Source organism: Aliiroseovarius sp. CAU 1755 (assembly GCF_054482655.1).
Genome location: NZ_JBTLRH010000001.1, coordinates 1,341,209 through 1,360,086 on the forward strand (window position 1 = coordinate 1,341,209; position 18,878 = coordinate 1,360,086).

Consider the following 18,878-nt stretch of genomic DNA (forward strand, 5'->3'; position numbering starts at 1 on the left):
CCATGAGCCTTTTGAAGCGACTGACACAGCGCTGGGCCAAGGAAGAGCCACCCCAGTTCGATGCAGAGCTGCAGCCGGACCGACCGTTCTTCGTGGTTGGCGATCTTCATGGACAGGCTGCCTTGCTTAAGGATGTCTTGCAGTGGGTCGATGGCCGCGCCCATGACGCCCGAACCCCGATCGTCTTCGTCGGGGACTATGTGGATCGTGGCCCGGACAGTGCGGGCGTGCTCAAACAGTTGCGTGCTTATCAGGAACAATCCTTTCGTGATGTGATTTGCCTGTGTGGCAATCACGAGGACATGATGCTGAGCTTTCTGGATGATCCGCTCACCTTTGGGCGGGTCTGGTTTGGCAACGGGGGTGTTGAAACGCTGAAGAGCTTTGGCGTCGACACCGCGCGCGGCAATCTGGTTGGCGCGCAAGTGACCCAAACGCGCGACCTGTTGCTGAAGGCGATGGGCGATGATCTGGTGGACTGGATACGCGCGCTGCCGGTTCAATGGTACAGCGGAAACGTCAGCGTGGTGCACGCAGGTGCAGACCCGTCACGGCGCATGGATGCACAGGACCGCAACACATTGGTCTGGGGACATGCGGATTTTCTGTCCAGCGTCCGGCGCGATGGGCGTTGGGTGGTTCACGGCCATACCATCGTGCCGGAAGTCACGGTCAACGACGGACGGATCGCTGTTGACACGGGCGCCTACAAGACGGGCAATCTGGCTGTTGTGCGCATTGATCACGACGAAGCCGCGGTTTTCGCCTGATCCAACAGCGATAGCTGCGCCTCGTCGTTTGCCATCATGCGACCTTTTTTCCAGCCCATCGGGCCTGTTGGGGGTTGAACATCAGGTCTGATAGGATGACATCTGAACAGAAGACGTCGCGGTGCACAATGCGCCGCGGGTCAGCGGAGCGCCAAGCCATGAAGAGCGCCGAGAAAACCACCGATGCTGCGGCTCCGATCTATCGGATGGAGGCATTGACCAAGACCTACCAGACCGAGGCGGTCAAGGTGCATGCCTTGCGTGGCGTGACCGCTGAAATTCCGGCGGGCGAGTTCACCGTGCTTTTGGGCGCTTCGGGGTCCGGGAAATCCACATTGCTCAACATCCTTGGTGGGCTTGATACGGCGACATCAGGTCGCGCGTGGTTCAAGGGGCAGGAGCTTACGTCGATGTCGGACCGCGACCTGACGCGTTATCGCCGCGATCACGTCGGCTTCGTCTTCCAGTTCTATAACCTCGTTCCATCGCTGACAGCGCGCGAAAACGTTGCCTTGGTGACCGAAGTCGCCGCGCACCCGATGACCCCTGAAGAAGCATTGGAACGTGTTGGTCTGGCACATCGGATGGACCATTTTCCGGCCGAAATGTCGGGCGGCGAACAGCAACGTGTCGCCATTGCACGCGCCATCGCCAAACGACCCGAGGTGTTGCTGTGCGACGAACCGACCGGTGCTTTGGATAGCAAAACCGGGGTTCAGGTCCTTGAAGCGCTGGAAAAGATCAATATCGATCTTGGCACCTCGACGATGGTGATCACCCACAACGCCGGCATTCAGGCGATGGCGCATCGGGTGGTGTTCTTTGCCGATGGCGATATCTCTGAAATACGGGTGAACGATCATCGAATAGATCCGTCGCAGATCGAGTGGTAGCGATGCGGGTTCTGGACAAAAAACTTCTCCGCGACATTCGGCGGCTCTGGGCGCAAAGCCTTGCCATTGCTGCGGTTTTGTCTGTTGGCGTGATGATCATGGTCATGTCAAACGGGGTCGAACGCAGCCTGCGCGAAACCCGTGACACTTATTACGAACGCAATCGGTTTGGTGATCTTTTCGCCAGCGCCTCGCGCGCGCCGGACGCGCTTGCTGAAGATATTGCGGCCATTCCCGGCGTGGCGCGGGTGCAAACGCGAATTTCGAACTTCGCGATCCTTGATGTTGAAGGCATGACAGAACCCGCGGTGGGGCAGGTTTTGTCCCTCCCCGACAGTGGTCGACCCGGTATGAATATTCCCTCGGTCACCAAGGGGCGCATGCCCGAGCCGGGCGCGCGCGGAGAGGTTCTGGTGAACCAAAACTTTGCGCAAGCGCACGGGTTCGAACCGGGTGACCAGTTTCAGGTGACGTTAAACGGTCAAAAGCGCAGTTTGTCGATCACTGGCACCGCACTCAGTCCTGAATTCATCTACACGATCGGTCCGAATTCGATCATGCCCGATGACCGGCGCTTCGGCATTTTGTGGATGGCCGAGGATGTTCTGGGCGCGGCGTTCAACCTGACGGGCGCCTTCAATTCCGTGTCGGTCGGGTTTTCGCGCGGGGCGGATCCGGACACGGTGACAGACGCATTGGACGCTGTATTGAAACCCTATGGCGGCACCGGTGCCTACCTGCGCAAAGATCAGACCTCCAACGCGTTTCTGGACGGAGAGCTCAAGCAGCTCAGCATGATGGCCGAAGTTATTCCGCCGATCTTTCTCGTGATTTCAGCGTTCCTTGTGAACATGGTGCTGAGCCGCCTGATTACGCTGGAGCGCGAACAGATCGGGCTGTTGAAGGCGCTTGGCTACCAAAAAGCCGAAATCAGTTGGCATTACATCAAGCTGGCGCTGCTGATCGGGTTTGTCGGCGTGGTGATCGGATGGGGGTTTGGGCTTTGGGCCGGTCGGGGCATGGCGGTGCTCTATGCGACTTTCTTTGACTTTCCCTATCTGGTCTTCGTCCAATACCCCTCGGTCTACGCGATATCCGCAGTGGCGGGGTTCGCGGCGGCGGGGCTTGGGGCGCTCGGTGCCGTGCGCCGCGTGGTCGGGCTCAGCCCCGCGGTGGCGATGGCGCCGCCTGCACCGACGCGGTTTCGGCGCGGTGTGTTTGACCGCCTGATTTCCTGGCTGGAGCCACGTCAGACCACGATGATGATCCTGCGCGCCATTGGCCGCTGGCCGGTGCGTGCGGCGCTGACGACGCTGGGCATCGCGACCTCGGCTTCGGTCATGATTGCAGCGCTGTTCATGTTCGATGCAATGGATGAATTGCTTGATGTCAGCTTTGTGCAGATCAACCGGCAAGATGCGATCCTGCAATTCGCGCTGACACGGCCTGAAACGGTTCTACAGGATGTTGGAAACCTACCGGGCGTTCTTGCCGCAGAGGGGGTCTGGACCATGCCCGCCCGCCTGACCAATGGCCATCTGACCCGACGCATCGCCGTCGAAGGCCGCCGCCCGGACCACACGCTTTCGCGGGTGCTTGACCTTGAAACCGGAGCGGTCGTGCGCCCCGCTCATGGGATCGTGCTGGCGCGCCGGTTGGCCGACCATCTGGAGGTTGGCATCGGTGACCGGTTGGAGGTCGAGTTCCTGTCACTGCCTGACAGCCGACACGACCTTGTCGTGACGGGCTTTGCGGGCCAGTATTTCGGGCTTGGCGCCTATATGAACGTGGAGACAATGGCCCGATTGATCGATCGACCGGTCCAGGTGACACATGCCAACCTGCTGGTGGATGCCGCACAAGAAGAGGCGTTGTTTGCCGCCATCAAGGGCGCCCCCGCCATTGCCGGGCTGACCCTGCTGGAGCAGGTGCGTAAGTCATTTGTAGATACGATTGCACAGAACGCGGGCATGTCCACGACCATCAACTCGTTTCTGGCGGCATTGATTGCCATTGGGGTGGTGTATAACTCTGCGCGCATCCAATTGTCAGAACGCGCTCGCGAACTGGCAAGCCTGCGCATTCTGGGCTTTACGCGGGGCGAAGTCAGCTATGTTCTTCTCGGCGAGCTTTTCTTGCTGACCGCTGCGGCCATTCCTCTTGGGCTGGTCATCGGGCGGCTGCTTGCGGGCGCGATGGTGGCCAGCTTCGACAGCGACCTTTATGCGATCCCGTTGGTGGTATCGCGCGGGACATATCTTTGGGCGGCTGGCGTTGTTGCCGGGGCCTCTGTAGTTTCGGCGCTGATTGTGCGTCGGCGGATCGACCGGATGAACCTGGTCGCCGTAATGAAGACAAGGGAGTAACCCGATGAGCTGGAACACGCGCAAAACGATGCTGGCCGGTGCTGCTGTGGTGGTGCTTGCGGGGTTTGCCTATCTGGCGGCCAAGCCCGAACCCGTGCCGGTTGATATCCACACCATTACCGCCGGCCCGATCGAGGTCACGGTCAACGCTGAAGGCCAGACCCGCGTGCGCGATGTCTACGAGATGTCCGCACCGGTTTCTGGGCAGCTGGCACGCAGTCCGGTGACCATTGGGGACACAGTGATCGCTGGCGAAACCATCGTGGCGCGCATCGCCCCCGGTGATCCGGCATTTCTTGACGACCGCACGCGCGCGCAAGCCGAAGCGGCTGTGGCACAGGCCAAGGCGGCGGTGGCTGTCGCGCAGGCGCAGATCGCCATCTCGGAGGCGGATCTGGCCCATGCACAAACCATCCTGAACCGGCTACATGACCTGCATGCGCGTGGCACGATCCCAAAGGCACAACTTGACGACGCGGAACTGGGTGTCGATGTGGCGGTGGCGCAACTGGACAGCGCCCATGCGGCGCTGGAAATGCGGCTGGCAGAGCTTGCAGCGCAGCAGGCGACATTGATTGAACCCAGCGCACGGGCTGACGCAGCCGCCGCCAGCGAGGCGTGTTGCGTCGAACTGGCGGCCCCCGTGTCCGGCACGGTTCTAAGTGTAGCAAGCACCAGCGCGCGGCCCGTGCTTCCCGGGGCGCCGATCCTGTCCATTGGGGAAACCGATGATTTGGAGATCGTGGCTGAAATCCTGTCGACCGACGCGGTTCGGCTTGTCCCCGGTGCCGCTGCCTATGTGGAACGGTGGGGCGGGGCGGGTGATCTAAAGGCCCAGGTGCGCGTCATTGAACCCGCTGGGTTCACCAAGCTGTCGGCTCTGGGCATTGAAGAACAACGCGTGCGTGTCATCCTTGATCTGGTGTCCGATCAGGCCGCGCGCCCATCGCTGGGACATGGGTTTCGCACCTTCCTTCGCATCGTTGAGTGGCAAGGCGAGGGGGTTCGTGTGCCGCTGTCTGCGCTGTTTCGGGATGGCGAAAGCTGGGCGGTTTTCGTGATTGAGGACGACCACGCCGTCTTGCGCAATGTCGAGATTGGTCACCGCAACAGCGATGTCGCCGAAGTGGCGTCCGGGCTGTCAGAAGGTGAGCAGGTCGTCACCCACCCCGGTGATCGGGTCGGCGACGGTGTGCTGGTGGTCGACCGCACACAGCTTTGACCAGCCGGGCAGAGCCTGTTGATGGCCTGATCACGAGACTATTGACAGAACAGCTCTGATCAGAAATGTTTTCGTCCATCCGCAGCGATGGCGTCGCTGCCATTGCGTGGGGCATGTGCCCGCGCAAGGTCCGGAGATCAACCACCCTGCACGCCGGGGAGTTTGGTTGGCCGGACGCATGTTTTCCGGCCTCGGAAAGTGGAGACACGAAACATGTCACGCCCTCAATTCTTTGTCTGTGAAAACGGCGAGAAAGCCCCGCTGCCATTTTCGAACGCGGAATACGAACGCCGCTTGGCGACCCTGCGCAAAATCATGGCCGATCGGGGAGTCGAAGCGGTCCTGTTCACGTCGATGCACAATATCGCTTACTACTCTGGCTTCCTCTATTGTTCGTTTGGCCGGACGTATGGCTGCGTTGTCACGGCGGATCGCTGCACCACGGTGTCGGCCAACATCGACGCAGGTCAGCCCTGGCGCCGCAGCTTCGGCGACAACGTCATCTACACCGATTGGGAGCGCAATAACTACTGGCGCGCCGTGAAAGAACTGGTGGGCAACGCCCGTTCAATCGGCATCGAAGGTGATCACCTCACCTTGGCACAGCGCGCGCTGGCCGAAGATTTCCTGTCCAATGCCACGTTTGCAGACATTGCCCCTGACACGATGCAGGCACGCATGGTGAAGTCCGCAGAAGAAATCGCCCTGATCCGCGAAGGTGCACGGATCGCGGACCATGGCGGGGCCGCAATCCGTGATGCGATCCGCGTCGGTGCGCGCGAGATTGATATCGCCATGGCCGGTCGCGACGCGATGGAAGAAGAAATCGCGCGTGCCCATCCAAACAGCGAAATTCGTGACAGCTGGGTGTGGTTCCAGTCGGGCATCAACACCGACGGCGCACACAACCCGGTGACGACCCGCAAGCTGGAGAACGGTGACATCCTGTCGCTGAACACCTTCCCGATGATCTCGGGCTACTACACCGCGTTGGAGCGCACGCTGTTCATTGGCGAGCCAGACAAGGAAAGCCTGCGCATCTGGGAAGCGAATGTCGCCGCACATGAGCTGGGGATTTCACTGATTAAACCCGGTGCGACCTGCTCGGGCATCACCGCCGAGATCAACAGGTTTTTCGAATCCGAGAACTTGCTGCAATATCGGTCTTTCGGCTACGGCCATTCTTTCGGTGTGCTGTCGCACTACTATGGCCGCGAAGCCGGTTTGGAACTGCGTGAAGATATCGACACTGTGCTAGAGCCGGGAATGGTCGTGTCGATGGAGCCGATGCTGTTCCTGCCCGAAGGCACCCCCGGTGCGGGTGGCTATCGAGAGCACGACATTCTTGTTATTGGCGAAACGGGTGCCGAAAATATTACTGGCTTCCCCTACGGGCCCCAGCACAATATCGTGAAAGCATGACGCAAAAATATGCCGATAAGTCGCATACTTGCAAAATTCTTGTAGGATTGTTGTGAAGACTGAGGGCGCTGCGAGGTAAACTTTCGCGGCGCTCTAAATATTCCCTGTTGAAATCCTTTCGGGGTTCGTGTTGGCTAGGCGTCGACAAAAAACAAAAAAACATAGACCAGGGGGGTCACTTGGCTGATACAGCTTCCAACGACGGCTTCGTCGTTTTTGATCGTGTCCAGAAAAGCTATGATGGGGAAACACTGGTCGTTAAAGACCTGAACCTCTCAGTAGCCAAGGGCGAATTCCTCACAATGCTTGGGCCGTCAGGGTCTGGTAAGACAACGTGTTTGATGATGCTAGCTGGTTTTGAAACCGCGACGCATGGCGATATCCGCCTTGGCGGACAGCCCATCAACAACATCCCACCCCACAAGCGCGGAATCGGGATGGTTTTTCAAAACTACGCGCTTTTCCCTCACATGACGGTTGCTGAAAACCTGTCCTTCCCGCTGGAAGTGCGCAAGATCGGAAAATCCGAACGCGAGGCCAAGGTCAAACGCGCGCTCGACATGGTCCAGATGGGCGATTTCGGCGGTCGCCGTCCGGCACAATTGTCTGGCGGTCAGCAGCAGCGGATCGCACTGTCACGCGCGCTGGTGTTTGAACCCGAGCTTGTCTTGATGGACGAACCACTGGGCGCGCTGGACAAGCAGCTGCGCGAGCAAATGCAGTTCGAAATCACCCACTTGGCGCATGAGCTGGGGATCACCACCGTTTATGTGACCCATGACCAGACCGAAGCGCTGACAATGTCCGACAATGTCGCCGTGTTCGACGATGGGCGTATCCAGCAGCTTGCGCCACCGGATCAACTTTATGAGCGGCCGGAAAACAGCTTTGTTGCGCAGTTTATCGGTGAAAACAACACGCTCGAGGGTGTTGTGACCGAGATCAAAGGTGAAACCTGCATCGTGCAACTTGACGACGGAGAGATTTTGGACGCGACGCCGATCAACGTCAGCAAAGTCGGAGAGCGCACGCAAGTCTCGATCCGGCCAGAGCGCGTTGAATACAACAAAGAGCGCTTGCAGAAGGGTGTTCACACCCTGAAAGCCGAAGTGCTTGAGTTCATTTACATGGGCGACATCTTCCGCACGCGCCTGCGTGTGGCGGGAAATGAAGATTTCATCATCAAGACCCGTAATGCGCCGGACCAGGACCGCTTGCAACCTGGTCAACAGATCGAGATCGGCTGGCTGCCGACCGACTGTCGCGCGCTTGACGCCTGATACTGAATGCGCCGGGGTTCAAAAGACCCCGGACATGACAGCCAGAGGTTCGCTTTGTGCCCGTTCATGCGAACCCAATCAACCAAACGGGACAACTAGGGAGAATAACGTATGAAACTTGTAAAAATCCTTTTGGCCAGTTCGGCCCTGACCGCGACCGCTGGTGCGGTGTCGGCAGAGGATATGGCCAACGAGATGACCCTCGTTTCCTGGGGTGGGGCCTACCAAGCCAGCCAGCTGAAGGCCTATGTCGAACCCTATCTGGAAATGCACCCCGAGGTCAGCGTGACGTGGGATGAAAGCTCGGCAGAAGCCGTGGCCAAACTGCGCGCGATGAACGAAGCCGGGAACGTAACCTGGGATCTGGTCGACGCCACCATTTCGGACACCATGCGTCTGTGCGACGAGGGTCTTGTCGAAGAAATCGATCACGACGCCGACTTGGCTGACGCGCCCGATGGCACCAAGGCTTCGGAAGATTTCGGTGACCTTCTTGTATCGGATTGCTTTATCCCACAGATCGTTTACTCGACCACGTTCGGATATCGCACCGATATGGTGGGTGACACTCCGCCGACCTCGGTTTGCGACATCTTTGATCTGGAAAAATACCCGGGCAAACGCGCGTTGCAGAAACGTCCGATCGACAACGTGGAATGGGCGCTGCACTGTGATGGCGTTGCCAAAGACGCGATCTATGACGTTCTGGGCACCGACGAGGGCGTGAACCAAGCCCTTGCCAAACTGGACACGATCAAAGATCAGGTTGTCTGGTGGACCGCTGGTGCTGAAACGCCTCAGCTGCTGGCAGATGGCGAAGTTGTCTTCGGCTCGACCTTCAACGGTCGTCTGTTCTCGGCCATTGCCGAGCAAAACCAGCCGATCGGAATGCTGTGGGATATGCAATCGTTCGACCTTGACGGTTGGGTTGTGCCCGCGGGCCTGCCCGCTGACCGCAAGGCGCGTGTGATGGACTTCCTGAAGTTCGCAACCGACACGCAGCGTCTGGCTGATCAGGCGAAATACATCTCGTATGGTCCGGCCCGTATGTCGTCCGCACCTTTGGTCGGAAAACACGCCGAACTGGGGATCGATATGGCGCCGCACATGCCGACCGACCCTGCAAACTCAGGCAACGTTCATGTCTATGACTATGAATGGTGGGCTGATAACCGCGACGATCTGAACGCTAAGTTCGAAGCTTGGCTGGCCAAATAAGGCTGACTTTCGGGAGGGGCCGTCTGGCCCCTCCTATCCCACGACCACTTGAAGATATTACGCTATTTGTTTGTCAATTTGACCGCTTCGAAACCAAAAACAAGCTTATGCTGACAGGGATGATATGAGCGATATGACCGAAATGAGCGGCCCCGTTCTGGCCGCAGATGGAACGCCGCTAAAGCGCAGTCTGAACAAAGCGCTGAGACGCCAGAAAATGCGCGCGCTGCTGCTCATCTCGCCGTTGTTGTTGTTTATCATGGTCAGCTTTATCCTGCCGATTGCGGACATGCTTTACCGCTCGGTCGAAAACAAGATCGTCATCGAGACATTGCCGCGCTCTGTGAAGGCTCTGGCAGATTGGGATTCTGCATCCGGTGAGTTGCCGCAAGAGGCGGTTTATGCCGCGATGGCAGCCGATCTGAAAGACGCAGCCGAAGCCAAAACACACACCAAAGTCGGCACGCGTCTGAACTATGAGAACCCCGGCATGTCCTCGGTTTTCCGCAAGACGGGACGCAAGGCAAAGAAATTTGATCTGGAAACCGGCGGCCCTTGGAAAGAGGCGCTGATCGAGATCAATGAAGATTGGGCCGACCCAGATGTTTGGCGCACCATTCAAACCTATTCGCCACCCGTGACCGCAGGCTATTTCCTGAATGCCGTCGATATGCGAGTTGGGTCAGACGGGGCAGAGATGCGTCCCGAAAGCGAACAGATCTACATGAACCTGCTCAAGCGGACGTTGTGGATGTCATTGTTGATTACCTTCTCGTGCATCGTGTTGGCGTATCCGGTGGCGTGGCTGCTGGCAAATCTTCCGACACGCCAGGCAAACCTTTTGATGATCTTGGTGTTGTTGCCGTTCTGGACATCGCTTCTAGTGCGGACGTCGGCATGGAAAATCCTTCTGCAACAACAGGGGGTAATCAACGATATTCTCGTTTGGATCGGGCTGGTGTCGGATGACGCGCGGCTGGTGATCATCAACAACCAGTTCGGCACGATTGTGGCAATGACCCACATCCTGCTGCCGTTCATGATCTTGCCGATGTATTCGGTCATGCAGACCATCCCGCCGACCTATCTGCGCGCCGCCAAAAGCCTTGGCGCAACGGATTGGACGGCCTTCTGGCGGGTCTATTTCCCGCAGACCATTCCGGGCATTGGCGCGGGGTCGATCCTCGTGTTCATTCTGGCCATCGGCTACTACATCACGCCTGCGTTGGTGGGCGGCACGAAGGGAACGTTCATTTCGAACCAGATTGCGTTTCACATTTCGACATCCCTCAACTGGGGTCTTGCCTCGGCGCTGGGGGCCATCCTTCTGGCGGTCGTTTTGGTGCTCTATTGGGCCTATGACAAGATCGTCGGCATTGACAACGTGAAGCTGGGATAACGGACATGAGCAAACTTCCTCCATATGCAACGACCGGCCAGCGGATTTGGCACTACACCTTTCTGGTGATCTGTGGGGTGATCTTCTTCTTCCTGATTGCGCCGATTGCCGTGGTGATCCCGCTCAGCTTCAATGCTGAGAACTTCTTCACCTTCACGCCGGAAATGCTTCGGTTTGACCCTGAGGGGTATTCGCTGAAGCACTATCGCGACTTTTTCTCGAACCCGGATTGGCAGAGCGCCATGTGGAATTCGATCAAGATCGCGCCGGTGGCCACCGTCATCTCGGTGTCGCTTGGCACCTTGGCCGCCATCGGGCTTAGCCAGCCACACGTGCCCGCGCGCCGTGCGATCATGGCGATTTTGATCTCTCCGATGATCGTGCCGCTGATCATTTCGGCGGCTGGGATGTATTTCTTCTATTCCAAGATCAACCTGGCGGGCACCTATTGGGGCGTTGTTCTGGCGCACGCGGCGCTGGGCATTCCCTTTGTAATCATCACCGTGACAGCCACGCTGGTCGGTTTTGACCGGTCGCTGACGCGGGCGGCTGCCAATATGGGGGCTGATCCGGTCACAACCTTTTTCCGCGTGCAGATGCCGCTGATCCTGCCCGGCGTGATTTCCGGTGCATTGTTCGCCTTTATCACGTCGTTTGACGAGGTTGTGGTGGTGATTTTCGTCGGCTCGGCCAAGCAGCAAACCTTGCCGTGGCAGATGTTCACTGGGCTGCGCGAACAGATCAGCCCGACGATTCTGGCGGTGGCGACCATTTTGGTCGGCGTGTCGATCCTGTTGCTGACCACGCTGGAGATCCTTCGGCGTCGTTCAGAGCGCCTGCGCGGGATGAGCCCGGGCTAGGTGGTCAACACATCGTATGAGACATGGCGGTGCCCTGAGGGGCGCCGCCTTTTTTTCTCAGCAACCGCGCCTTGACGTGCAGTTTTTGTTAACCATTTTGAGGCATGCCTGAAGCGAATGTGAACCGACCCGAGGTGAAGGGGGCCAGCCCCCCTTGCAGCCCCTTCGACCCGGCACTAACATCTGCCGAAGGGGCCGGCAGCGGCTCTGGCGTGAATATGAAAGCAGGCTGAAATGCACGACCCACTTGATACCTATATGAATACCCTTGTCCCTATGGTGGTCGAACAGACCTCGCGCGGGGAACGGGCCTATGACATCTTCTCGCGACTTTTGAAGGAACGGATCATTTTCCTGTCCGGTCCGGTGCATGACGGCATGTCCAGCTTGATCGTGGCACAGCTTCTGCACCTTGAAGCCGAAAACCCGAAAAAAGAAATCTCGATGTATATCAATTCGCCGGGGGGCGTGGTGACGTCTGGCCTGTCGATTTATGACACGATGCAATACATCAAGCCGAAGGTTTCGACCCTTGTGATCGGGCAAGCCGCATCAATGGGGTCGCTTTTGCTGGCGGCAGGCGAAACTGGCATGCGTTATTCGCTGCCCAACAGCCGCATCATGGTGCACCAGCCCTCGGGCGGGTATCAGGGGCAAGCCACTGATATCATGATCCATGCGCAAGAAACTCAGAAGCTAAAAGACCGGCTGAACAACATCTACGTGAAGCATACCGGGCAGAAGCTGAAGGCGGTGGTCGAAGCGTTGGAACGTGACAACTTCATGGATCCAACAGACGCGAAGGATTGGGGCCTGATCGACGAGATCGTGGAAAACCGCGCCAAAGGTGACGACGAATAACGACACGGCCGGGCGATGCCCCGGCGATGTCACACCGGGCGGGCAAGCGGGAAAAACCGGATTGTGCCTGTCCGGTCACTGCCCTAAGCTTGGCGCGACGGATAAAGAACGCGGCCGATTTGGTCGCAAACCGGATCCCTTCGGGACCCAATAGGACAAGATGATGGCGAACAACTCCTCTGGCGACAGCAAGAACACCCTATATTGCTCGTTCTGCGGCAAGAGCCAGCACGAGGTGCGGAAACTAATTGCAGGTCCGACAGTGTTCATCTGTGATGAATGTGTTGAACTGTGCATGGATATCATCCGTGAGGAAACGAAGTCATCTGGCCTGAAGGCCGCTGATGGTGTGCCGACACCGATGGAGATTTGTGAAGTGCTCGATGACTATGTCATCGGACAAAGCCACGCAAAGCGGGTTTTGTCAGTCGCGGTCCACAACCACTACAAACGTTTGAACCATGCGGCTTCCGCTGGGGATGAGATTGAACTGGCCAAATCCAACATCATGCTGATCGGTCCGACGGGCTGCGGCAAGACGCTTCTGGCGCAAACTCTGGCCCGCATTCTGGATGTGCCTTTCACCATGGCCGATGCCACCACGCTGACGGAAGCGGGGTATGTGGGCGAGGACGTGGAAAACATCATCCTGAAACTGCTTCAGGCCTCGGAATACAATGTTGAACGCGCCCAACGCGGCATCGTTTATATCGACGAGGTCGACAAGATCACCCGCAAGTCCGACAACCCCTCGATCACCCGCGACGTGTCAGGCGAGGGCGTGCAACAGGCGCTGTTGAAGATCATGGAGGGCACGGTCGCTTCGGTTCCGCCGCAAGGCGGGCGCAAGCACCCGCAACAGGAATTCCTGCAAGTGGACACGACCAACATCCTGTTCATCTGTGGCGGTGCCTTTGCAGGGCTCGACAAGATCATCGAACAGCGTGGCAAGGGCTCGGCGATGGGTTTCGGCGCGGATGTGCGTGTCAGTGATGAACGTGGCGTTGGCGAAGTGTTCAAGGAACTGGAGCCAGAAGACCTGTTGAAATTCGGTTTGATCCCGGAATTCGTTGGACGTTTGCCGGTCATCGCGACGCTGGAAGATCTGGATTCAGACGCGCTTGTCACCATCCTGACGCAACCCAAGAACGCGCTGGTGAAGCAATACCAGCGACTGTTTGATCTGGAAAATACGCAACTGACCTTCACCGATGATGCCTTGATGGCCATCTCGAAGCGCGCCATCGAACGCAAGACGGGTGCGCGCGGACTGCGGTCGATCATGGAAGATATCCTTTTGGATACGATGTTTGACCTTCCGGGGCTTGAAAATGTCGACGAGGTTGTGGTGAACGAAGAGGCTGTGACCTCGGACGCCAAACCGCTGATCATTTATGCCGAAGGGCCAAAGGAAGAAGTCAGCGCAAGCTGACACGCCTGGCTCTGAAACACGGCATCGCCTGACAAAAAGAAGCCATCGCAGCCGCGATGGCTTTTTTGCAGGCTGGGTGTCCGGTCCCAAAAGCAGCCGCAAATCGCGCAAAGGCGGCGCATTGCGTCGCAAAGCACTGGACCTTCGCGGCTGGTTGGGCCATATCAAGACAAAGCTAAACCGGAGACTGACATGCGTTTCATCTTGTCCCTGCTGACTTGGTATCACCGCGAAACCATCGGCACCCGTCTGTTCACCTGGCGCAAAGGTGTGAAGGTGGGTGAAGATGAGCAAGGCAATGTCTTCTATCGCGATCGGGACGACAAACGACGCTGGGTGATTTTCAACGGCGAGCCTGAGGCAAGCCGCGTCAGCCCGGCCTGGCATGGCTGGCTGCACCACACGTTTGACAACAGCCCGGCAGACGCGCCGCTGACCCATAAAGCGTGGGAAAAGCCGCATCAGGTCAACAAGACAGGTTCTGCACTGGCCTATGTCCCCCCAGGGTCGTTGCATCAGGTCGAACCTACCAAACGTCGTGACTATGAGGCATGGCAGCCGGAATAATCTGGCACGGCCCAAGTCTATCTTTCCGGACCAAGAGAGGCTGGCATGAGCGATAGCCATACAACTGAAGTGATCACAGGCAGTGCCGTTCTGGCCGCAGCTGTCGGGTTTTTCCTATATGCAGGCCAAATTGTGGGTTTGTCCGGGGCAGGCAGCAGTCACGCTTACAGCGCGTCTTTCCGGACGGCCGACGGGATCTCGGTCGGGACTGATGTGCGCCTTGGTGGGGTCAAGGTAGGGGCGGTGACGAACATCGCGCTGAACCCTGAAACCTACCGCGCGATCACGGGCTTCACGGTGCAATCCGACGTTGCCCTGCCGGAAGACACAGCTGCAATCATCTCGTCCGAGGGGTTATTGGGCGGGTCCTATGTGGAACTTCTGCCCGGTGGGTCGCCCTTCAACCTTGAGCCCGGGGCCGAGATTGAAGACACGCAGGGGTCCGTAAGCCTCGTGCAGCTGTTGATGAAGTTTGTCGCTGGCAGCGAGGACAGCAATTGATCTTGCGCGCTGCGTTTTTGACAGTTTGCCTCATCGGGGCCGGCGCGGCGGCCGTGGCCCAAACCGGCAAGGCGACCGGGGCTATGTTGCGTGGTCTGGACAAGGTTTCAGGCGAACCGACCGATTTCACAATGAATGTGGGCGATACGGTCGAAATTGGTAATTTGCGCGTGACGCTTGGCGAATGCCGTTATCCGACCGACAACCCGTCAGGCGACGCCTATGCGTGGCTTGTCATCCGCGATGGCACGGCAGATGACGTTACCTTCGAAGGCTGGATGATCGCCTCGTCGCCTGCATTGAATGCCCTGGATCATCAGCGCTACGATGTCTGGGTGCTTCGCTGCGTTACCGAGTAAGCGTCGGGAAGAGGGCAGGCCAGAATGTCTGCGCGCCCCTCTGACAAGGCCGTCTCCAACAGGTCGTGATACGCCGCGCGGGTGATCTCCTCTGCGCCGAGACTTGCCAGATGCGGCGTTAGGAACTGCGTATCAAACAGCGTAAAACCCGTGTTGCGCAGATGGGCGACCAGATAGGCCAACGCGATTTTCGAGGCGTCACGACGGCGCGAGAACATGCTTTCGCCAAAGAACGCCCGACCCAAGGTCACGCCGTAGACGCCGCCGACCAAGTCGGACCCGTCCCACAATTCAAGCGAATGCGCGTGGCCCATGGCGTGCAAGTCTTTGTATAGCCCAAAGATTGTGGCGTTGATCCAGCTTTCTTCGCGGTCTGCGCAGGCTGTGACGGTGCCTTCGAAATCGCGGTTCAGCGTCACCTGATATGGCGTGCGCCGGATCGTGCGTGCCAAGCTGTGCGAGATGTGAAACCGGTCCAGCGGTATGATCCCGCGCGCCTCGGGGTCCACCCAAAAAACACGCGGGTCATCACGGCTATCTGCCATTGGGAAAACGCCCATGGCATAGGCGCGCAGCAACAGATCGGCATCAAGGGTCGGCAGATCCTTGCGCGAGGTCAAACGCCCTAGCCCAGATTTTCGGCAAGCCAGCGTTCCAGCCAGTGGATGTTGTAGTTGCCAGAGTGGATATCTTCCTCTGCCAGCAACTGATGGAACAGCGGCACGGTCGTCTCGATCCCGTCCACGATAAGTTCGCTTAGGGCGCGGTTCAGGCGCGCCAGCGCTTCTGCCCGGTCGCGTCCGTGAACGATCAGCTTGCCAATCAAACTGTCGTAATACGGCGGGATCGAATAGCCATCGTAAAGCGCGCTGTCCATCCGCACCCCCAAGCCGCCCGGTGCATGATACTGGGTGATCTTGCCGGGGCAGGGGGCAAAGTTGGGAAGTCGTTCGGCGTTGATCCTGATCTCGATCGCGTGACCGTTCAGCAAAAGATCGTCTTGTCCAAAAGACAGTGGCAACCCTTCGGCGACGCGAATTTGTTCGCGCACCAGATCGACACCGAAAATCGCTTCGGTGACAGGGTGTTCCACCTGCAGGCGCGTATTCATTTCGATGAAATAGAACTCGCCGTCTTCATACAGGAACTCGATTGTGCCAGCGCCGCGATAGCCCATTTGAGCGATCGCGTCGGCACAAATCCCACCAATGCGCGCGCGCTCTTCAGGCGAGATGCTGGGGCCGGGCGCCTCTTCAAAAACCTTCTGGTGACGGCGCTGAAGCGAGCAGTCACGCTCGGCTAAATGCACCCCGCCACCTTGGCCGTCGCCAAAGACCTGCACTTCGATGTGACGCGGCTTTTGAAGGTATTTCTCCATATAGACTTCGTCATTGCCGAAGGCAGCTTTTGACTCGGATCTTGCGGTTGAAAACGCGGTGTCGATATCGGCTTCGGTCGCGGCAACCTTCATCCCACGCCCACCACCGCCGGCGGTCGCTTTGATGATCACCGGATAGCCCATTTCAGCGGCAACCTTGCGCGCCGTCTTGAGGTCAGGCACACCACCTGCCGATCCCGGCACAACGGGAATGCCCAAGTTGATCGCGGTTTCCTTGGCGGTGATCTTATCCCCCATCATGCGGATATGTTCTGCCGATGGACCGATGAACGTTATTTCGTGATCTTCCAGAACCTGAACGAATTGTTCGTTCTCGGACAGAAAACCATAGCCGGGATGTACGGCTTGTGCGCCGGTAATCTCGCAGGCAGCGATGATCGCGGGGATGGAAAGATAGCTGTCGGTGCTGGAGGGGGGGCCGATGCAGACGCTTTCATCGGCCATGCGCACATGCATGGCGTCCACGTCGGCCGTCGAATGAACGGCTACGGTCTTGATCCCCATCTCGCGGGCCGCGCGGATGACACGCAGGGCGATTTCTCCTCGGTTGGCGATCAGGATTTTATCGAAATGGGCCATGCTCTGTCCCTTATTCGATGATCATCAGAGGTGCGCCAAATTCGACCGGGGCACCATCTTCGACCAGAATGCGTTTGACCGTGCCCGCGCGTGGGGCGGGGATCTGGTTCATGGTCTTCATGGCTTCCACGATCAGAACGGTCTGACCTTCGGCAACCTTGTCGCCCACGTTCACAAAAGCGGGCGTGCCGGGTTCGGCCTGCAAATACACGGTGCCGACCATTGGCGAAGGCACCACACCGGGGTGGTTTGCCGGGTCCGAAGCTGCCGGAGCTGGAGCTGTAGGCGCGTCAGAGGCCACAGGGGCAACCGCCGCTGGAGCCGCAGGTGCGGCAGCCATCGGCGCAGCCATTTGGGTGACGATTTCTTTTGCGCGGCTGACCCGCACGCTCAGGCTGTCATTTTCGCCATAGTCGCGCATGACTTCCAATTCGGTCAGGTCGTTTTCCTGCAAGACTTTTGCCAGTGACTCGATGAAGGCAACGTCATTTTCATGATGTTTTTTGGTCATGGGTCCTCGCCCTTTTTTTCTCTGCCCATTGTTCGCGCGGGCAATGTTTGATTGCAAGGCTTATAGGACGCTACGTAAGGGGAGAAAAGCGGGAAGGTTGGCGAAATTGGAAATTCGACAACTGTCGCGCGCATGCTGGCGCATGAAAACACGCCGACAGACCCTGATGTGCTAGGCGTCGGACGCGCCTAAGTCGTTGGTGCTTGTGTCGGTCGTTTCAACTGGACGGGACGTGGCGAAGTTTTGCGGTGCGTCTTGCGCCCGAACAGCTTCGAGCCGTGCGAGTTTTTGCTGAAGTCGGTGCTCCATCTCCAACACATTCACCTGAAAGCTTGGTGGTGGCCCCACGGGTTGGTTGGTGTCGATGTCCAACCGGTCTGACAGTCCCGTCCTTGGCTCTATCTTTTGCGGAGTCTGCCCATGATCTTTCGAATTGTGCATGTCGGCGCGCGCTTTGCCTGCGTCTGGCGCCGTTTCCACTTTTGAAATGTCTGGCGGTTTGCGCACAGGTGTTTGGGCCAACAGGTTGGCATGTGCCCCAAGCGGTGCAGGTATCGTGAATTCCATGTCCCAGGCTCCGGTTTCTATCGAAGCCCCCACCAAGGATCACGCTAGACGCCAAGCGTTACCGGTTCGTTAAAGCCGGTGGGTATAATCAGCATTTGGTTAACACCTAGAGCGGCATGCCCGAGAACTTGGCAACAAGTTCGGGCAGCTTGCGCGCACCAAATTTCTGCAACAAACGGGCGCGGTGCGCTTCGACGGTTCGATAACTCAGCCCAAGCGACAGCCCGATTTCCTTCGAGGTCTTGCCTTGGCAAGTCAGGATCGCCACCTCGCGTTCTCGCGGTGTCAGCGCGACGACCGGGCGTTCGGCAGACAGGTCTGCAAAGCTCCAGACGCCTTGTTTGAAGGGGTCGCCCGGCGTCAGGCTGGTGCCACGCACGCGACACCAGAACAGCTCTCCGCCAAGGCGCCGCATGACACGTTCGTCTTCATAGCGCCCGGTTTCACGCAGAATATCCCCGCCCACGCGTTCCACCTTTTCATAGTCATGCAGGGACGGATACAGCCGCTCCAATGGCATGTCTGCAAATGAGGCGACCTCGGCCCCGAAAACCTCGGCAAAGCGCAGGTTGCATTGACGCACGATGCGGTTTTCCGTCAGCGCCAGGCCGGTGGGGGCGTGCATGAAAGCGATGTCCATCAGGGTCATACGGGTATCCTGCCAAGAAATGC

General features: G+C 58.3%; 18 protein-coding genes and 1 pseudogene. 14 read left to right on the forward strand and 5 right to left on the reverse strand.

Annotated features, from left to right (window positions below; all coding sequences use genetic code 11):
• The first annotated feature begins 2 nt into the window (after window positions 1-2).
• From ACXYMP_RS06680 to ACXYMP_RS06745, 14 genes and pseudogenes are all read left to right on the forward strand, one after another.
• On the forward strand, window positions 3-770 hold the full coding sequence (locus tag ACXYMP_RS06680) for a metallophosphoesterase family protein (RefSeq protein WP_298569756.1): 768 nt from the start codon (window positions 3-5) through the stop codon (window positions 768-770).
• Window positions 771-928: 158 nt separating this feature from the next.
• Complete coding sequence (locus ACXYMP_RS06685) at window positions 929-1,663, forward strand: ABC transporter ATP-binding protein (protein ID WP_298569753.1); 735 nt, start codon at window positions 929-931, stop codon at window positions 1,661-1,663.
• 2 nt (window positions 1,664-1,665) lie between these two features.
• On the forward strand, window positions 1,666-4,029 hold the full coding sequence (locus ACXYMP_RS06690; RefSeq protein ID WP_458905156.1) for an ABC transporter permease: 2,364 nt from the start codon (window positions 1,666-1,668) through the stop codon (window positions 4,027-4,029).
• A 4-nt stretch (window positions 4,030-4,033) separates the two neighbouring features.
• The gene (locus tag ACXYMP_RS06695) at window positions 4,034-5,251 is read left to right on the forward strand and encodes an efflux RND transporter periplasmic adaptor subunit (RefSeq protein ID WP_298569747.1); all 1,218 of its coding nucleotides are present in this window, start codon (window positions 4,034-4,036) and stop codon (window positions 5,249-5,251) included.
• Between the two features lie 213 nt (window positions 5,252-5,464).
• Window positions 5,465-6,673, forward strand: coding sequence for an aminopeptidase P family protein (locus tag ACXYMP_RS06700; protein WP_458905158.1), 1,209 nt, complete (start codon window positions 5,465-5,467; stop codon window positions 6,671-6,673).
• Between the two features lie 179 nt (window positions 6,674-6,852).
• Window positions 6,853-7,953, forward strand: a complete 1,101-nt coding sequence (locus ACXYMP_RS06705; RefSeq protein WP_298569740.1) for an ABC transporter ATP-binding protein — start codon at window positions 6,853-6,855, stop codon at window positions 7,951-7,953.
• A 111-nt stretch (window positions 7,954-8,064) separates the two neighbouring features.
• On the forward strand, window positions 8,065-9,171 hold the full coding sequence (locus ACXYMP_RS06710) for an extracellular solute-binding protein (RefSeq protein WP_298569738.1): 1,107 nt from the start codon (window positions 8,065-8,067) through the stop codon (window positions 9,169-9,171).
• A gap of 124 nt (window positions 9,172-9,295) precedes the next feature.
• Window positions 9,296-10,570 carry an ABC transporter permease gene (locus tag ACXYMP_RS06715; protein ID WP_298569735.1) on the forward strand — a complete coding sequence of 425 codons (1,275 nt, stop codon included), beginning with the start codon at window positions 9,296-9,298 and terminating at the stop codon, window positions 10,568-10,570.
• Between the two features lie 14 nt (window positions 10,571-10,584).
• Window positions 10,585-11,430 (forward strand): annotated as a pseudogene (locus ACXYMP_RS06720) (ABC transporter permease); the annotation flags it as partial.
• A gap of 234 nt (window positions 11,431-11,664) precedes the next feature.
• Complete coding sequence (locus ACXYMP_RS06725; RefSeq protein ID WP_298569728.1) at window positions 11,665-12,291, forward strand: ATP-dependent Clp protease proteolytic subunit; 627 nt, start codon at window positions 11,665-11,667, stop codon at window positions 12,289-12,291.
• Between the two features lie 163 nt (window positions 12,292-12,454).
• The gene (gene clpX / locus ACXYMP_RS06730) at window positions 12,455-13,723 is read left to right on the forward strand and encodes an ATP-dependent Clp protease ATP-binding subunit ClpX (protein WP_298569725.1); all 1,269 of its coding nucleotides are present in this window, start codon (window positions 12,455-12,457) and stop codon (window positions 13,721-13,723) included.
• Between the two features lie 192 nt (window positions 13,724-13,915).
• The gene (locus ACXYMP_RS06735; protein ID WP_458905162.1) at window positions 13,916-14,290 is read left to right on the forward strand and encodes an NADH:ubiquinone oxidoreductase subunit NDUFA12; all 375 of its coding nucleotides are present in this window, start codon (window positions 13,916-13,918) and stop codon (window positions 14,288-14,290) included.
• A gap of 45 nt (window positions 14,291-14,335) precedes the next feature.
• The gene (gene mlaD / locus ACXYMP_RS06740) at window positions 14,336-14,791 is read left to right on the forward strand and encodes an outer membrane lipid asymmetry maintenance protein MlaD (protein WP_298569719.1); all 456 of its coding nucleotides are present in this window, start codon (window positions 14,336-14,338) and stop codon (window positions 14,789-14,791) included.
• Entirely contained in the window at window positions 14,788-15,150 is a 363-nt protein-coding gene (locus tag ACXYMP_RS06745; RefSeq protein WP_298569716.1) for a DUF2155 domain-containing protein, read from the forward strand. The genes mlaD and ACXYMP_RS06745 overlap by 4 nt, the downstream gene beginning before the upstream one ends.
• On the opposite strand, the gene aat is transcribed toward ACXYMP_RS06745, so the two are convergent.
• From aat to ACXYMP_RS06770, 5 genes are all read right to left on the reverse strand, one after another.
• The gene (gene aat, locus ACXYMP_RS06750; RefSeq protein ID WP_458905165.1) at window positions 15,114-15,770 is read right to left on the reverse strand and encodes a leucyl/phenylalanyl-tRNA--protein transferase; all 657 of its coding nucleotides are present in this window, start codon (window positions 15,768-15,770) and stop codon (window positions 15,114-15,116) included. The two genes, ACXYMP_RS06745 and aat, sit on opposite strands and share 37 nt — an antisense overlap.
• Before the next feature lie 5 nt (window positions 15,771-15,775).
• Window positions 15,776-17,128, reverse strand: a complete 1,353-nt coding sequence (gene accC, locus ACXYMP_RS06755) for an acetyl-CoA carboxylase biotin carboxylase subunit (RefSeq protein WP_458905167.1) — start codon at window positions 17,126-17,128, stop codon at window positions 15,776-15,778.
• Window positions 17,129-17,138: 10 nt separating this feature from the next.
• The gene (gene accB / locus ACXYMP_RS06760; RefSeq protein WP_298569709.1) at window positions 17,139-17,639 is read right to left on the reverse strand and encodes an acetyl-CoA carboxylase biotin carboxyl carrier protein; all 501 of its coding nucleotides are present in this window, start codon (window positions 17,637-17,639) and stop codon (window positions 17,139-17,141) included.
• A gap of 171 nt (window positions 17,640-17,810) precedes the next feature.
• On the reverse strand, window positions 17,811-18,206 hold the full coding sequence (locus ACXYMP_RS06765; protein WP_458905170.1) for a hypothetical protein: 396 nt from the start codon (window positions 18,204-18,206) through the stop codon (window positions 17,811-17,813).
• A 106-nt stretch (window positions 18,207-18,312) separates the two neighbouring features.
• On the reverse strand, window positions 18,313-18,849 hold the full coding sequence (locus ACXYMP_RS06770) for a LuxR C-terminal-related transcriptional regulator (RefSeq protein WP_298570471.1): 537 nt from the start codon (window positions 18,847-18,849) through the stop codon (window positions 18,313-18,315).
• Between the last annotated feature and the right edge of the window lie 29 nt (window positions 18,850-18,878).

Bases quoted from the DNA above. Each gene is read 5' to 3' on its own strand.
- ACXYMP_RS06680 (WP_298569756.1), top strand. From the start codon at position 3: ATGAGCCTTTTGAAGCGACTGACACAGCGCTGGGCCAAGGAAGAGCCA.
- ACXYMP_RS06685 (WP_298569753.1), top strand. From the start codon at position 929: ATGAAGAGCGCCGAGAAAACCACCGATGCTGCGGCTCCGATCTATCGG.
- ACXYMP_RS06690 (WP_458905156.1), top strand. From the start codon at position 1,666: ATGCGGGTTCTGGACAAAAAACTTCTCCGCGACATTCGGCGGCTCTGG.
- ACXYMP_RS06695 (WP_298569747.1), top strand. From the start codon at position 4,034: ATGAGCTGGAACACGCGCAAAACGATGCTGGCCGGTGCTGCTGTGGTG.
- ACXYMP_RS06700 (WP_458905158.1), top strand. From the start codon at position 5,465: ATGTCACGCCCTCAATTCTTTGTCTGTGAAAACGGCGAGAAAGCCCCG.
- ACXYMP_RS06710 (WP_298569738.1), top strand. From the start codon at position 8,065: ATGAAACTTGTAAAAATCCTTTTGGCCAGTTCGGCCCTGACCGCGACC.
- ACXYMP_RS06715 (WP_298569735.1), top strand. From the start codon at position 9,296: ATGAGCGATATGACCGAAATGAGCGGCCCCGTTCTGGCCGCAGATGGA.
- ACXYMP_RS06725 (WP_298569728.1), top strand. From the start codon at position 11,665: ATGCACGACCCACTTGATACCTATATGAATACCCTTGTCCCTATGGTG.
- clpX (WP_298569725.1), top strand. From the start codon at position 12,455: ATGGCGAACAACTCCTCTGGCGACAGCAAGAACACCCTATATTGCTCG.
- ACXYMP_RS06735 (WP_458905162.1), top strand. From the start codon at position 13,916: ATGCGTTTCATCTTGTCCCTGCTGACTTGGTATCACCGCGAAACCATC.
- mlaD (WP_298569719.1), top strand. From the start codon at position 14,336: ATGAGCGATAGCCATACAACTGAAGTGATCACAGGCAGTGCCGTTCTG.
- accC (WP_458905167.1), bottom strand. From the start codon at position 17,128: ATGGCCCATTTCGATAAAATCCTGATCGCCAACCGAGGAGAAATCGCC.
- accB (WP_298569709.1), bottom strand. From the start codon at position 17,639: ATGACCAAAAAACATCATGAAAATGACGTTGCCTTCATCGAGTCACTG.
- ACXYMP_RS06765 (WP_458905170.1), bottom strand. From the start codon at position 18,206: ATGGAATTCACGATACCTGCACCGCTTGGGGCACATGCCAACCTGTTG.